This is a genomic window from Streptomyces collinus, assembly GCF_031348265.1.
Taxonomy (GTDB): domain Bacteria; phylum Actinomycetota; class Actinomycetes; order Streptomycetales; family Streptomycetaceae; genus Streptomyces; species Streptomyces collinus.
The window spans coordinates 1,128,757-1,143,244 of record NZ_CP133771.1 but is presented as its reverse complement, the minus strand read 5'-3'; the positions used below and the strand labels follow the sequence as shown (position 1 = coordinate 1,143,244).

Annotated in this window: 10 protein-coding genes; 2 read left to right on the top strand and 8 right to left on the bottom strand. The window is 71.9% G+C overall.

Annotated elements, in window-relative coordinates:
- Nucleotides 1–13: 13 nt before the first annotated feature.
- The 5 genes from RFN52_RS05020 to RFN52_RS05000 form a co-directional block, all read right to left on the bottom strand.
- Nucleotides 14–2,002 (bottom strand): GDSL-type esterase/lipase family protein, encoded by a 1,989-nt coding sequence (locus RFN52_RS05020; RefSeq protein ID WP_184842902.1) that lies wholly within the window; start codon nucleotides 2,000–2,002, stop codon nucleotides 14–16.
- Nucleotides 2,003–2,160: 158 nt separating this feature from the next.
- Nucleotides 2,161–5,070, bottom strand: coding sequence for an ATP-binding protein (locus RFN52_RS05015; protein ID WP_184842899.1), 2,910 nt, complete (start codon nucleotides 5,068–5,070; stop codon nucleotides 2,161–2,163).
- 193 nt (nucleotides 5,071–5,263) lie between these two features.
- Nucleotides 5,264–6,268 carry a (-)-alpha-amorphene synthase gene (locus RFN52_RS05010; RefSeq protein WP_229856841.1) on the bottom strand — a complete coding sequence of 335 codons (1,005 nt, stop codon included), beginning with the start codon at nucleotides 6,266–6,268 and terminating at the stop codon, nucleotides 5,264–5,266.
- Nucleotides 6,252–7,727 carry a cytochrome P450 gene (locus RFN52_RS05005; RefSeq protein ID WP_184842896.1) on the bottom strand — a complete coding sequence of 492 codons (1,476 nt, stop codon included), beginning with the start codon at nucleotides 7,725–7,727 and terminating at the stop codon, nucleotides 6,252–6,254. The genes RFN52_RS05010 and RFN52_RS05005 overlap by 17 nt, the downstream gene beginning before the upstream one ends.
- A 374-nt stretch (nucleotides 7,728–8,101) precedes the next feature.
- Nucleotides 8,102–8,560, bottom strand: coding sequence for a carboxymuconolactone decarboxylase family protein (locus tag RFN52_RS05000; protein ID WP_184842892.1), 459 nt, complete (start codon nucleotides 8,558–8,560; stop codon nucleotides 8,102–8,104).
- Between the two features lie 83 nt (nucleotides 8,561–8,643).
- On the opposite strand from RFN52_RS05000, the gene RFN52_RS04995 reads away from it, so the two are divergent.
- The gene (locus tag RFN52_RS04995; protein WP_184842889.1) at nucleotides 8,644–9,519 is read left to right on the top strand and encodes a sigma-70 family RNA polymerase sigma factor; all 876 of its coding nucleotides are present in this window, start codon (nucleotides 8,644–8,646) and stop codon (nucleotides 9,517–9,519) included.
- Nucleotides 9,520–9,676: 157 nt separating this feature from the next.
- Here RFN52_RS04995 and RFN52_RS04990 read toward each other — a convergent pair whose 3' ends face one another.
- Nucleotides 9,677–12,538, bottom strand: a complete 2,862-nt coding sequence (locus tag RFN52_RS04990; protein WP_184842887.1) for a glycosyl hydrolase 115 family protein — start codon at nucleotides 12,536–12,538, stop codon at nucleotides 9,677–9,679.
- A 351-nt stretch (nucleotides 12,539–12,889) separates the two neighbouring features.
- On the opposite strand from RFN52_RS04990, the gene RFN52_RS04985 reads away from it, so the two are divergent.
- Nucleotides 12,890–13,516 carry a chorismate mutase gene (locus RFN52_RS04985; protein WP_184842885.1) on the top strand — a complete coding sequence of 209 codons (627 nt, stop codon included), beginning with the start codon at nucleotides 12,890–12,892 and terminating at the stop codon, nucleotides 13,514–13,516.
- 10 nt (nucleotides 13,517–13,526) lie between these two features.
- On the opposite strand, the gene RFN52_RS04980 is transcribed toward RFN52_RS04985, so the two are convergent.
- Nucleotides 13,527–13,997 (bottom strand): SRPBCC domain-containing protein, encoded by a 471-nt coding sequence (locus tag RFN52_RS04980; RefSeq protein WP_184842882.1) that lies wholly within the window; start codon nucleotides 13,995–13,997, stop codon nucleotides 13,527–13,529.
- A gap of 9 nt (nucleotides 13,998–14,006) precedes the next feature.
- Nucleotides 14,007–14,411, bottom strand: coding sequence for a DUF779 domain-containing protein (locus tag RFN52_RS04975; RefSeq protein ID WP_184842880.1), 405 nt, complete (start codon nucleotides 14,409–14,411; stop codon nucleotides 14,007–14,009).
- Nucleotides 14,412–14,488: the final 77 nt, after the last annotated feature.

The following is a 14,488-nucleotide window of genomic DNA, read 5'->3' as shown; positions in this document are numbered from 1 at the left end:
GCCCCCGGAGCCGCTACGCCCCGATCCTCGCCGCGATCACCGGTGCCAGCCGGTCGGCTATGACCCGGTGCCCCCGGTCGTTGGGATGCACCGAGTCCGTCAGATCCCCCGACCCCAGCCAGCCGGTCGTGTCCACGAAGGACACCCGCGCGTCACCCCCGGCGACGGCGGCCTTCACCGCGGCCTCGGTCTGCGGGACGAACCGCCCGCGGAACGTCTCCAGGGCGAAGATCCACGCCTGCGGATAGGCGGCCCGCACCTTGCGCAGCAGACTGCTGTACGCCGACTGGAACTGCGCCGTACTCACCCCGTGCCCGACGTCGTTGGTGCCGAGGTTGATGACGACCGCGTCGGCCCGGTAGCGGGAGAAGTTCCAGTCGGGCGTGGCCGCGTTCGGGTTGAGTTTGGTGAACTGCCGCTCCAGCCCCACGCATCCGTCCGCCGCGGCCACCAGGCACGCCCCGCCCTGCGCGATCTGCGTGTGCTCGACGCCCAGCCGCTCCCCGATCAGCCAGCCGTACGCGGTACGGGCGTTCTGCGAGCTCGTCGTGCCCACGGTGATCGAGTCGCCGACGAACTCGACCGTCCTGGCCGGGGCCGGCGGTGCGAACGTCGTCGCGCCGCTGTCCAGGACCAGCCCCTGGAAGACCGCGTCGCCCTTGTACGACCCGGCCACCACCTGGTAGTTGACCTGGAGTGTGTGGTTGCCGGGGGAGAGGGCCGTCGGGGTCAGGTTCACGGTCCCCTTGACGTCGTCGTAGAACGTCACGGGGCCGTTGTCGATCCGGGCCCACAGGTCGATGGTGCCGCGTTGTTTCAGCTTGACCGTCCGGCCGGTGAAGCCGGCCCGGTAGTAGGCGCCCGCCCAGTACGGGGTGTAGGCGGTGGAGGAGCTCGTCGTGTCCCAGCGGCCGATGAACTTGATGTTCGGGTCGCCGGGCTGTCCGGGAGCCGCCGCCTTCACCGTGGCGCCGCTGCCGAGCCGGGAGCGCACGACCGGGGCCAGGCGCTCGGCGAACCTGGTGTGACCCGCTTCGTTCGGATGCCCGTTGCCGTCCTCGTAGTCGGCGCCGTCCGTGAGCCAGCCCGTGGTGTCGACGAAGTGCACCCGCGCGTCACCGGCGCTGTTGCGTGCAGCGACGGCGGCCCTGGTCTCGCCGGCGTAGCGCTTCTTCAGCGTCTGCACCGCGAAGAGATGCGCCGTCGGGTACTTGGCGCGCACGTCGCGCAGGAACGCGGTGTACGCCGACTGGAAGGCGGCGCCGGACACGCCGTGCCCGATGTCGTTGGTGCCGAGGTTGATGACGACGGCGTCGGCGCGGTACCGGGAGAAGTCCCAGTTCGTACCGCCTGTGCTCGCCGTCCTGAAGAACTGCCCGCTCAGCCCGGTGCATCCCGACTGCGCGACGAGGCAGTAGCCGGACCGGGCGATCTGCGTGTGCCGCATGCCCAGCCGCTCGCCGGTCTTCCAGGCGTACGAGTCCAGTGCCAGCCGGTCGGTGAGGGCCCCGGCCGTGATGGAGTCGCCGACGAACTCCACCAGCCCGGCCGGGGCAGCGGCGGCGACGGTCCGGGCCCCTGGGTCCAGGACCAGGCCCTGGAAGACGGTGTCGCCGGAGCGGTAGGCCAGACGCAGGGTGTGGGTGCCGGGGGACAGCGGCCGGGGAGTGAGGTTCACCGTGCCGCGCGCGCCCGCGTGGAACACGTCGGGGCCGCCGTCGATGCTCGCGTAGAAGTTGACCGCGTTCCTGGCCTTGACCTTGACGGTGGTGCCGGTGAAGCCGGTCTGCAGATACGCGCCGGTCCAGTTGGGTACCGCGGCGGAGGCCGCGGAGGTGTCCCAGCGCCCGACGTACGCGATGTTGGGATCGGACACCGAGCCGTCACCCGGCGCGGCCCGAGCGGGAGAGGCGCCGGCCCAGGACAGCAGACAGGCCATGAGCGCGGCCGCGAGCAGGGCCGGGAGGGCGCGTCTCGGGGAGGTGCGGGGGGATGTCTGCACGGGGTTCCCTTCACGTGGGGGTGGGGTGGGAGCGCTCCCAAAGCAGTCTTCCGAGAGAACCAGTGAAACGGTTCAGCGTCAAGTGGTCGGTGGGAAAGGACAGTTGAGGTGCCGACGACCGATGCCTACCGGGGTGGCCTCCCCGCCGCCGGTACCGGTCACGGCCGTGGCCGGGGGAACGTCTCCAGGGCCTCGGCCAGGCCCGCCGCGTCCGTGCCGATCTTGCGGTACACGGATGAGAGCAGTTGCCGCACACCCTGCTCCGTGAGGTGCAGCTCCCTGGCGACGACCGCCGGGGTGTGGCATTCAACCGTCATCTCGGCGGCCTTGCGCTCCTGCGCCGTGAGCGTGTCCGTCTGCGCGTACCGCAGGGGCAACGGACGCAGTCCCGCCGCGGACAGTTCCCGCCTCGCCCGGGCGGCGAGGCCCTCGGCACCGCAGTGCACCGCGCCCTCCAGGCCCTGGTAGAGCCGGTCGGCGGCGTCGTGCAGGCGGCCGGCCCGGGCCAGCGCGGCGCCGTGACCGACCAGGGCACGGGCCAGTTCGTACGCGGCGGGCGACTGCTCCAGGTGGTCGACGGCCTGCGCGTGCAGATGGAGGCCCGCCTCACCGCCCGTCACCTCCGCCTCGGTGTGCAGCGCCTGGCCGATCGCGGATGCCGCGCCGAAGTCCCGGGCCCGCTTCACGGCGTCCTGCGCGTGGCGCACGGCCCGGTCGGGAGCACTGCGGGACAGAGCCGAGGCCAGTCCCAGCTGCCAGGGACACCAAGCGGGGTTGCGCCAGTCCCGGCCCTCCAGCCACTCGCCGACGTCGGACAGCAGGGGAGCGGCGTCCTCGGGCCGGCCCTCCGCCAGGAGCAGCTCGGCGTAGACGGTGCGCGGGTCGGGGTAGATGACGGCGTTCGGGATGACGTCGCCGTAGTGGTACTTGTCGGCGAGCCGGCGTGCCGCCACGACGCGGCCGCGGGCCAGCAGGGTCTGGATCAGGATGCCGATGGCGAACCACTGGGCGGGCACCGCACCCTCCACCCGGTCGGCGATGCCCAGGCCCTCCCGTACCAGGTCCTCGGCCTCGGCCAGGCAGCCGCGGCGGTACCGGATGTACCCGGAGAGCGTCTGGCCGAGGGCCAGATGGGAGCCGCGCCAGCCCTTCGACTCGCACTCGGCCATGCCCTTGGCGAACAGTTCCTCGGCCCGCCGCGGCCGGTCGCAGTACATGAACACCAGCGCGACGGAGACGGGCACCTCGAAGCCCCGGTTCTCATGGGTCCAGCTCAGCCCGCCGCGCAGGGCCTCGCCGGCGTACGCGAGGGCCTTCTGCCGGGGCTCGCCGCACATCATGGCGTCCCAGGCGCGCAGCCCGAGGATGTAGCGCTCCTCCAGACTGCGGCCGGGCAGCCGGTCGGCGAGCCGGGCCAGCGCCCGCGAACGGCCCGACGAGTCCGCCTCGTCGGTGCGGAACGCACTCCACACGAAGTGATCGGCCTGCATCCGCAGCCGGATACGGGGGTGGGCGCCGGCCCGCCGCGACTCCTCGTCGGCCACCGTCGCGGCCTCCGCCGTCCGGTCGGTGTGGGCCAGCGCCTGGGTCAGCCGGTACACCATCGAGGCACGCAGCTCGGGGTCGATGCCCGGGTCCGCCAGTGCCTCCCGCAGATACGCCACGGTGGCGGTGGGCTTGATGAGGAAGGTCGCGCAGGCGAGTTCGTGGAGCAGCGCGGGGCGTTCCTCCGGCAGCGGCGGCTCCTGCAGGGCCCGGCTGAGCAGCCGCCGGGCCGCTTCCGGGGCACCGGAGTGCAGGGCTTCCCGGGCGGCCTCCCGCAGACAGGCGACGGCTTCGGTGCTGCCCTCGCAGGGCACCTCCAGCAGGTGCCGGGCCGCGGCGGCCTGGCCGAGCCCCGCCGCCCGCACGGCCTCCGCGGCCGAGTTGTGCATGCCCTCCCGCAGGCTCGGCCTGATGGACCGGTAGATCGTGGTGGCGATCAGCGGGTGGAGGAACTCCAGACTCTCGCCGGGCCCCTCGCCGTCGGCCAGGATGCGGGCGGCACGCAGCTTCTCCGTGGCCTCGGCCGCCGCCGTACTGCCGATCGCCGCGATACGGGCGGCCAGTTCCGGCGAGAAGGCCTGCCCGAGGACGGCCGCGGCGTAGGCGAAGCGGACGGTCGTGGTGCCGAACCCATGCAGCCGCTCGATCAGCCCGGGTCCCTTCACCGCGGCGGCCAGATCGCGCATCGCCGGCAGGTCCGCGCTGGTACCCCTGAGGTTGCGCTCGCCGAGCCGGATGGAGAGTTCCACCGCCTCGAACGGGCTCCCTCCGGTGGCCTCCCAGCATTCCTCGCAGAACGCGTCCTCGGCCTCCTCGCCCACCTCGTCCCGGACGATCCGCGCCACGGCCGTCGCACTGAGCGGCGCCAGCGTGAAGGGACGGTTCCCCAGGTCGGCGGACGGGGCGCTGAACGCAGCCGCCTCAAGGGGCAGTTCGGGCCGGAAGGCGACGACGATCAGCAGCGACAGATCCACGGCCCGGGGCGCGAACGAGGCCAGCCAGGTCAGTGACTCGACATCGGCCCAGTGCAGATCGTCCAGCAGCAGGACCAAGGGCGTCTTCATCACCGCCAGGCGCGTCATCACCCAGTCCAGACCGTCACGCACCCCGGTCGGGTCCGGAACATGGCCGCTCGGCGCGGCGACCAGGCCGAGCGCGGCGGAGACGATGTCGTACCAGCCGCCCAGGAACGTACGGAGCTCCTGCTCGTCCATCGACGCCAGCGCGGGCTGGACGACCTGGCGCACCACGTGGAACGCCAGCTCCTGCTCCTTCTCACCGCCCCTGCCCGACAGCACGGTGAACCCCCGCGCGCGGGCGCGGGCCCGGGCCTCGGTCAGCAGAGCCGTCTTGCCCATCCCCCCGGGCCCGGTGAAGGCGAGGAGTCCCCCGCGGGGCGCCTGGGGTACGCCGCCGACCGTGTCCCGCAGGGCGTTCAGCGCCGAGTCGAGCGCCCGGAGCTCCTTGCGGCGCTCGAGCAACGGCCGGTTCTCGGGCGTGGGTTGCCGCAGCTCATTCGCCATGTGCCGTACCGCTTCCTGTCGTCGGCCATCGGGAGGCAGCGCGAGCGTACGCCTCCCGACGACCACCGTTCCGGATTCTGGAACGGGCACGACGAAGAAGGGTGAATGACCAGCTAAAGCCGCGTGAAGTGCGGGTTCCGCGGGTACCGTCGCTCGAATGGGCACCCGCCCCGCTGCCTGACGAAGCGCCCCCTCACCGCAGGGCCGGGACCGCGGCGTCCGCGTAGCGCGGCACGGTGCGGGACCAGTAGTAGCAGCCGCGGATCCACCCGGCCATGCCTTCCACGTAGCCGACGCCCGAAGGGCTCAACTCCGGTTCGATCTCGGCGTAGACCCTCTCGAACTCGCGGATCGTGCGGTTGATCTGCTGGATGGCCAGGGTGACGGCCACCGGCAGGGGGCACTGGTGGGCCCGCTGGTAGGCGAGCGCCAGGTTGATCATGCCGCCGGAACGCTGCTCCTTGACCGCGGAGAAGAGGTCGGGGATCCACACCGCCGCGTCGGCCGACAGCCGGCTCAGGTGCCGCATGAGCGGGTGATGGAGTTCCCCGGGGGGCAGCTCGCACGGCTGGGCTGCCTCGCACAGCGGGTGGAAGGGCTCGACGCCCGCGGTGAGGGACCGTATCGAGGTGCACAGCCCGGACCCCAGGGGGGAGGGGTGGGTCTGGGCCACCGACTCGTACAGCAGTCCGTGCACGTACTCACGGCTCTTCCAGGCCCAGCGCGCGGCCTGGGCCGGTGTGCACCGGTCCCGGACCTGCCGGTAGAGGTCGGACAGGGCCCCTCCCAGCGGGGTGGAGGGCGATGCGCCGTCGCGCAGGATCGCGATGCTCTCGCACAGCATGGGCAGCAACTGGCCGGGCCGGTGCCGGCCGACCTCCTCAGCCCGGTCGTCGAAGACGAACTGGTAGGCGATCTGGCGGGCGACGAGCTGCAGAAGGCCGGGATCCGCGTCAGGGCTGTTGTAGGACGCGAGCTCTGCCGGGCGGGTGTGGGAGATCATGGCCGGGACCCCCGGCTCCTCGCTCAGCCCGGTCGCGTGCAGCCAGTCGTCGACACCTGCCGCGGCCGTCGCCTCGTGAGGACTGCGCCGGAACGGGAACGGCATGTAGAGGTGAGCGTCGATCAGCTCACCCAGGGTGGTGGCGGGCATCACCGGCTGCGCGACGGCCGCCCTTTCCTCATGCGTGGTGGACACCGTTGTCACCGTCCCTCCGGGTCTTCTCCGGCCCGGACTCCGTCGTCGGGGAACCGGGCGCGAGCGCCACGGCGTGCGGCGCGGTGCCGCCCGTCGCGTCCCCACGTGCCGTGCAGATCATCGTCAGCGACCTCGGTCCCAGCGTCGCCCCCGGGCGCGGGGGCGCAACGCGCCCGGCCGGATGCCGGAGCCGCCAGCGGCCGGCGACGGTCGCGAGGGTCACTGTCATCTCGGTCATGGAGAACAGGTCGCCGATGCACTTGCGGCTGCCCGCGGCGAACGGGATCAGCGCCCCGTGCCGACCGGCGGCGGTCTCGCCCTCCAGCCAGCGCTCGGGCAGGAACCGGTCGGGCTCGGGGAACGACACCGGGTCGTGGTGCAGGAGATAGGGGCTGTAGAGGACCGTCGTCCCCCGCGGCAGCAGCCGTCCGGCCAGCTCCGTCTCCCGGGTCGTGACCCGCGTGAAGAGCCAGCCGGGCGGGGAGTGGCGCAGCGTCTCGGTGAGGACGGACCGGGTGTAGATCAGACGCGGCAGGTCGTCGGCGTCCGGTAGCCGGCCTTCGAGGACGGTGTCGACCTCGGCGTGCAGCCGCCGCTCCACCTCCGGGTGCCGGGCCAGCAGGCTGAAGGCGGAGGCCAGACACATCGAGGGGCTCTCGGAACCGGTGAGAAGGAGGGACACCAACTGGTCGTGCACCTCCCGGTCGCCGACCGGGATCCCGCCGTCCTCGGCCTCGGCGGCGGCCAGCAGGAGTCCCAGCAGGTCGTCGCGGGGGGTGCCCCGGCGGCGCTCGGCCACGGCCGCGTCGATGAGTTCGCGCACCCGCTCCACCGCACGCCCGTAGCGGCGGTTCGCGGGCGTGGGAAGCCGGAACAGGGCGTCGACGGGAAGGACCGTGCGGACGAACAGGCCGCGGACGATGGCGGCGAGGCAGTGCCGCACCTCGTCGGCCGCGGCGGGGGAGAGCGAGTCGGACAGCAGGAGCCGGCTGATCAGCCGGGTCGTCAGACCCAGCGTGGCCGCACTGACATCGACCCGCTGCCCACTGCGCCAGCCCCGGCACAGCGACTCCGCCTCCTCGGCCATCACCTGCGTCTGCGCGGCGACCCGGGCGGGGCGGAAGGTCGGTTGCAGGAGCCGGCGCTGGCGCCGGTGCTGCGCATGGGGGCAGGTCACGACGCCGTCGCCCATCAGTACCCGCAGCCTCTCGTACTGCGGCCCGCCCTTGTCGAACGTGCGGGTGTCCCGGAGTATCCGGTGCACCAGTTCCGGGTGACACACCATCCAGGCTCGCTGGGGGCCCAGGCGAATCTCGACCAGATCGCCCTGCTCGGGAAGAGAATTCAGAAACTCCAGCGGCCGACGGAACAAGGCGATACCTTGGCCGATGGATGGGAATATGCCTGGAGCAGTACCAACCGTCCATGCCTGTTCCGATTCAGGAACGCAGCCGTTCATCGAATACCACCTGCTTCAGTCGACTGGAAAAACGGTGACGTTTCACCGAGGTGGGGCTTGCCCCATGTCCTGCCCAGTCCGAGCCCGCCGCCGACTTGGCGAACCCTTTCTCCAGGGGGCGCACTGGTGCACAGGGAAGGCGCTGGGGGAATCACTTCCGATGCACGTCCGGAACAGATGGTCTTCTTCCGCCACTCGGGCCGGCCTGGGCGTTCCGACGTCTTTTCCGTATGCGCGGATCCGGAGAGGAATGCCGTTGTGAGTGAGGTTCCCTCAAAGAAGATCATTTCCAGTGCTGCCAGGGCTTCACGCCTGCCCGGCCTCGTGGCTCTCACCCACTGGCGAAGCCTCGGTGGGTGAGAGCCATGCTGGGCTCAGCCCCAGGTCTTGCCGGCCGGTTCCTTGATGGTGCGGTTGATCCGGTTGAAGAAGTTGGTCAGCGCGATCTCCAGGTTGATGGCGCCGATCTGCTCCTCGGTGAAGTGGGCGTTGACCTCTTCCCAGATCGCGTCAGTGACGCCCGGCGCACCGTCCTGCAGTCGGGTTGCGGCCTCGGCCAGCGCCAGCGCCGCGCGTTCCGCGTCGGTGTAGAACGGCGCCTCGCGCCACGCTGCGACGGTGTGCAGCCGCTCGTCGGTGTCACCGGCCTTCTTCCCGCCGGCGACACTGGCGTAGACGCACGCCGAGCAGCTGTTGATCTGGCTGGCACGCAGGTGGACGAGCGCGAGCAGCTTCGGGTCGACACCCCCTGCGGCGATCGCCTTCTGGAGGTGCTGGATCGCGGTCCACACATCGGGGCTGTTCGTGTTCTTGCTCTTGAGCCGGTTTTCCATGGGAGTGCTCTCCTTCATCGGTTACGTCGCGGCGCCTGTGCGCGTCATCCCTATGACGGAGCAGCTTCCAGAGAGGTAACACCATGGCCGGTACCCATCCCGCGGACCCGATCACCGATGCCTTCGAGTCCCACCGTGACCGGCTCCGCGCCGTCGCCTACCGCATGCTCGGATCACACGCCGACGCGGAAGACGTGGTCCAGGAGGCGTGGCTGCGTCTGTCCCGCCAGGACACGGACACCATCGACAACCTCGGCGGCTGGCTGACCACCGTCGTCGGCCGCATCAGCCTCGATGTCCTGCGGTCGGGCCGAACGCGCCCAGAAGTCTCCTACGACGACCAGTTGCCCGAATTCACCGTGACGCTCGACGACGCTCCCGCTCCGGAAGACCTCGCGGCGCTCGGGGACTCCGTCGGCCTCGCACTCCTCACGGTCCTCGACTCGCTGCGCCCCGACGAACGGCTGGCGTTCGTGCTGCACGACGTGTTCGCCGTGCCCTTCGCAGAGATCGGCACCATTCTCGGCAAATCCGCCGACGCGACCAAAATGACCGCCAGCCGCGCCCGCAGGAAAATGCGAGCCGCCCAGCAGCCGACAAGCGCCGGACGGCAACAACGCGAGGTGGCCCAGGCCTTCCTGACCGCAGCCCGCGACGGTCGCTTCGAGCAGCTGATGCAGGTCCTCCACCCCGAAGTGAAGTTCACCGTCCACACCCCGAACGGCACCTTCGTCACGCTCGGAGCCAGCGAAGTCGCCACCCGCGCGCGAGTGGCCGGCAGCGCGGCACGAGGACACGCTGCAATCGTCAACGGCCGCCCCGGCGTCATCTCCTGGAACGAGGACGGCACCCCGCTCTCCCTCCTCGTCTTCACCGTCGCCGACGGCCACATCACCGAGATCACCGCTGTGGTCGACCCGGCCAAGCTCGCGCTCATGGACCTGCCGGACGCGGTGTGACTCCCTACCGGCGAAGGCCGCGCGTACCCGAAGCGGCCCATGCCTGGTTCCGCAGAGACGTTGAACCCGGCCTCTGAGAAGACCTCTGTGGCCGGGAGGCATCCCGTCCGACGAACGGACGGGATGCCGCGCCGGCACGGTGCCGCCCGGCCCCCGGTCAGGTACGGCGGTAACTCTCGGGCGGCGCCAGATACCCGCCCGCCGGCCCACCCGTTTCGATCACGATCTGGTCGACCGCCATCCCCGGATCCACCATGAACACCCGCAGCACATGCTCACCGGGCGCGGACACCGTCACCCGGGCCGTCAGCTTCTCGACCCCCTCCTCCACGTTGCGGGCCCACGCGTCGCCCCGGTTGCCGGTGGCGATCGCCTGGCCGGACAGGACCGTCGGCGGCTGGTCGTCGAGGCCGACCGCGAGGCGCCGCTTGCCGCGTTCGTCCAGGGAGGGCAGCCGGAAGACCGTCACCGGGAACGTGCCGGCCGTGGTGAAGCGGACCCGGTACCGCAGCTCCGGCGAGCGGGTGGTGATGTCTTCGGTGACCGGCTGCGCCGTCGTCGGCACCGCCTCGACTGCGGCCGTACGGCGGCCCAGCCCGCGGACGGTCCGCCAGCGCGCCCCGCCGCGCGGCACCTCGCGGTCGAAGTGCGCGGCGTCGATCGACACATGGCCGTGCGCCTCGACGAAACCGCGGGCCCGCCGGCGGGCCCCCTCCCCGTCGTCGGCCACGAGCAGCGGCACCTCGATGCTCCGGCCCGCTCCGCTGAAGGTCAGCGTCGGACGGTGCGTGCCCTGCGGCACGCGCGGCCAGTCGATCTCGGCCCACACCCGGACCTGGTCGGTGAGTTCTCCTCCCGCCGTGCTCAGCCGGATCCACGGGGCGCTCGGCTCGGCCCGCCACTCCAGCGGCAGGAAGCCGGTGTTGAACACGTCCACGAAACGGCGGTCCCGGGTGTAGGAGGAGAACGACAGCGGGCGGCCGGCGCCCGTCTCGTTGCCCTCGGCGGCCACGCCCAGGCCCGACGTCTCCTGCCGGGGGATCCTGGTCACGGCCGGGCGGCCCGGCGCCTTCGGGATCTCGGAGGGGTAGGGATTGACGATCCCGTCCCACTTCCCGCCCGCGATCTGGGTGTTGTAGCGCCGGGTGATCGCCTGCTCCTCGGCGTGTGCCGCCTCGGCGAGGTCCGCGAAGCGGTTCGTGCCCGCGCCGCGGCCCTGGCGGACGGCGAGCGCGTTGCGGTCCGCCCAGTAGTACTTGAGGTTCATCAAGTACGCGCCGTGCACGGGGTATTCGACAAGCTGGTAGTAGGCGTCCCGGTAGGCCTCGGGCAGTTTCGCGCCCAGCCGGCGCGCACGGTCCAGCAACTGCTCGTAGTCCGTCATGCGCCGGCCCGCCTCGTCGCCGTGGTGCACCGTCGAGAAGACCGCCTTGTCGATGAACTCCGGGCGCCGCTGCGCCGCCAGGCGGTAGTACTCGGTGCGGATCGCGGCGATCTCCGCGCCGTACCGCCGGCCGAACTGGCGCCCGGCCCACTCCACGAGGAAGGCCTCGACATCGCCCGGGCCCCAGCGGTCCACGTCCCAGGCCATGTCCAGGCAGAAGGACAGCCCCGTCTCGATCGACTTGATGTCCCCCACGTTGAAGATCCACATGCGGTCCGCCTGGTGCTCGTGGACCCGGCGCAGCTCCTGCCACACCTTGCTCAGCTGGGTGGTGTCCAGCCACAGATAGCTCCGCGGGCGCCCCCAGTAGGAGAGGTGGTAGTAGATGCCGTTGCCGCCGGGGCGGCGGCGCTCGGACTCGTCCGGGAGCTGGCGCATGTTGCCGTGGTTGTCGTCCGGCCAGATCAGCGTGACATCGCCCGGGACCTCGACGCCCGCGTTGTACAGCTCCAGGACCTCCTTGTAGGGGATGAAGATCTGCGGCTCGGCCGCCGGGCCCACCTCCTCGGCCAGGATGCTGCGCTGGTCGGCGATGATGTCGTTCATCACCGCGACCTTCTCGGGGACGGTGGTGGCGTGCTTCGTCTCCAGCGCGGAGTCGTGCAGACCGCGCATGCCGATCGTCCAGCTGCTCTCGTAGCCGGCGTTCTGACGGGCCCGGGCCCGCCAGTAGCCGGAGATGACGGCCGGGTTCACCGTGTAGTCGTAGACCGGCAGGGTGCCGTCGGGGTTGCGGTGCTCCTCGGCCCACGGCTGCCACTCGTGCACGCCGTTGCGCAGCATGGCCTCGGGGTGGCTGGAGCCGACCACGATGCCGTAGCGCTCGGCCAGTTCGGGGTTCTCGCGGTGCTTGTTGAAGAAGTCGGAGTAGGGGTGCATCGCGGGCCAGAGGTAGTTGGCCTTGAGGCGGAGCAGCAGCTCGAAGACCCGCTCGTAGGTCTTCGGGCCGATGTTCTTGTCCGGCTCCTGGGTGCGGCGGGACCAGGTGGTGAGGTTCTGCTCGTCGTTGATGAAGACGCCCCGGTAGCGGACGGCGGGCTCCCGGCGGACGAAGGGGCCCGCCGGGACCGTCACCGTGTCGCGGCGGACCACGGGGACGTCGGCCCACCAGTACCAGGGCGAGACGCCGATGCGTTCCGAGGTGTCGTACACCCCGTAGACGGTGCCGCGGCGGTCGCTTCCGGCGATGACCAGGGCGCGCCCCACACCGGGCAGCGGGCGGTCCACGACCTGGGTGACGGACGCCTCCCAGCGGTCCTTCACCCGGGAGACGTCCAGGCGCCGCTGTGCGATGAGGCGGTCGATCACCGGGCTCGCGCCGATCGTCCCCACCAGGACGAGGAGTTCGGTGCGCGGCGGCACGGTGTGCACGAGCCGTGGGCGCACGCCGCCGACGCGCTCCACGTCGGCCTGGAGGTCACCGGCCGCGCGGATGACGGCGGGGTCGTCCGCTGCGTCCACGAACACGTCCACGGCGGTGCCGTCCTGGAGCAGGGGGAAGTCGGGGCGGCGGACGGAGGGAGCGGCCTCGGCGGCGGTGACGGGTAGCAGGGGAGCGGCGCCTGCGGCTGCCATTCCCCGTAAGAAGGACTTGCGGGTCACGGACGGGAACGACGGTCTCTGCGGCACTGGGCACTGCCTTTCCGCGCCGGCTCCGCGGCGGTTCCTCGTACGGGCCGTCGGCGGGGCTGCGCGCACAGGGGATTGGCATGGGCAGGCTAGAAAGCGCTTGCCGCTGCACCCTAGGCGAGGCCATGTGAGGGCGTCCAGATGGGGGCGGTGGGTCCGCTGATGCACCGCGGCCGGCACGGCAGTCCGCGCCGGCGGCCCGCTGTGCGGCGCCACTTGACGCGCCGGGCCCCGTCGCGCCCCCCGGGGTGATCGGTAGGTTGGCGCCTGCCTCGCCCCCCACGGAAGGTCAATCCGGTGCGCCCTCGACGTCTCCGTTCCGCTCTCACCGTCCTCGGCGCCGCGGCGACGGCGACCGCTCTGGCCGTCGGCCCGGCCGCCCCGGCCACCGCCGGCACCCATGGCCCCGCCCCCGCCGGCCGGGCGGCCACCGCCCACGGTCTCACCCCGGTGACCGACCTGCTCGCCCAGCGGCTGCTGCTGGCCGACAAGGTCGCCGCCGCCAAGTACGGCACGGACACGCCGATCGACGACCCGGTGCGCGAGGCGCAGATCCTGGACGACGTCCGGGCCCGGGCATCCTCCCTCGGACTCGAACCGGATGCCGTGGCCGCCGTGTTCCGGGATCAGATCGAGGCGAACAAGCTGGTGCAGCGCGCTCTGTACGCCCGCTGGGACGCGCACCCGGCCGAGCGCCCCACCGAGCGCCCCGACCTGGCCAAGGAGGTCCGCCCGGCCCTGGACCGCATCACCACCGGGCTGCCGGCCGCGCTGCGGGACACGGAACGGGCCCGGACCGCGCCGACGTGCGGCCCGCGCCTGGCCACGGCAGCCGGCTGGTCCGCGTACACGCATCGGCTCGACGCCGCGCACCTGGAGGGAATGGGCCGGGCGCTGCCGTCGGTGTGCGCCGCCCCCCGGTAGTCCCCGTCCGTCAGGAAAAACCGTCGGCCTCGACGAACCGGGCCAGGTTCGCCAGGGCCATGCGCGTGCCCGTCTCGTTGTCGGCGGCGGGCACGGCGTCGGGGATGCCCTCGTGGACCATGAGCACGTCGGTGCCGCCGCCCCGCGCGTCGGTCAGCGTGGTCGTCAGCGTCATGGCGCCGCGCAACGCGGGGTCGACGGCCTCGAACTCCAGCACCTCGACCACCTGCTCGTCGGGCACCAGCCGCGCGAAGTGGCCGTGGTAGGTGTCGGTGTGCGCGGCCGACTTCCCCGAGGCGTCCGGCGTTTCGTAGGTGAGCGAGACACGGAACCTGCCGCCCTCGCGGGCGTCGAACTCGTGCACCTCGCCGCTCATCCCGTCCGGCACCCGCCAGCGCGCGATCGCCTCGGCGCTCATCAGCGCCCGGTAGACGGCGGCACGGGGCGCGTCGACATGGCCGGAGACCCGGGACGTGTACATGGGCCCACCCTAGGCGCTGTGGTCCGCCCCGTCCGGCAGGGGCGGCTCCGCGTCGAGGCGGCGCAGTTCCTCGTCGGTGAGGAGGCGGGAGCGGAGCAGGAAGCGGACGCCCTCCGGCGCCTCCAGCGAGAAGCCGCTGCCGCGGCCGGGGACCACGTCCACCGTGAGATGCGTGTGCGACCAGTACGCGAACTGGTCCGCGCTCATCCAGAACGGGGTGTCCCCGGCCACGTGCCCCAGCAGGACGTCCGAGGCGCCGACCCGGAACTCGCCGCGTAGGTAGCACATCGGGGCGCTGCCGTCACAGCAGCCGCCGGACTGGTGGAACATCACCGGCCCGTGTGTCCCGGTCAGCCGCCGCAGCAGTTCCTCGGCGGCGGGGGTCAGTTCGACACGTCCTGTGCGCACGGTCATGTGGTCCTCCAGGCGGTGACGGTGGGGTCCGGAACCGGTCCGTATCGCGAGTCGTCCAGTATCCGCCCGCGCACGGA

Excerpts from the sequence above, each read along its gene's own strand:
- RFN52_RS04975 (WP_184842880.1), bottom strand. The coding sequence starts at position 14,411 with ATGACCGTGCGCACAGGACGTGTCGAACTGACCCCCGCCGCCGAGGAA.
- RFN52_RS05015 (WP_184842899.1), bottom strand. The coding sequence starts at position 5,070 with ATGGCGAATGAGCTGCGGCAACCCACGCCCGAGAACCGGCCGTTGCTC.
- RFN52_RS04990 (WP_184842887.1), bottom strand. The coding sequence starts at position 12,538 with ATGGCAGCCGCAGGCGCCGCTCCCCTGCTACCCGTCACCGCCGCCGAG.
- RFN52_RS05000 (WP_184842892.1), bottom strand. The coding sequence starts at position 8,560 with ATGGAAAACCGGCTCAAGAGCAAGAACACGAACAGCCCCGATGTGTGG.
- RFN52_RS05005 (WP_184842896.1), bottom strand. The coding sequence starts at position 7,727 with ATGAACGGCTGCGTTCCTGAATCGGAACAGGCATGGACGGTTGGTACT.
- RFN52_RS04995 (WP_184842889.1), top strand. The coding sequence starts at position 8,644 with ATGGCCGGTACCCATCCCGCGGACCCGATCACCGATGCCTTCGAGTCC.
- RFN52_RS04980 (WP_184842882.1), bottom strand. The coding sequence starts at position 13,997 with ATGTACACGTCCCGGGTCTCCGGCCATGTCGACGCGCCCCGTGCCGCC.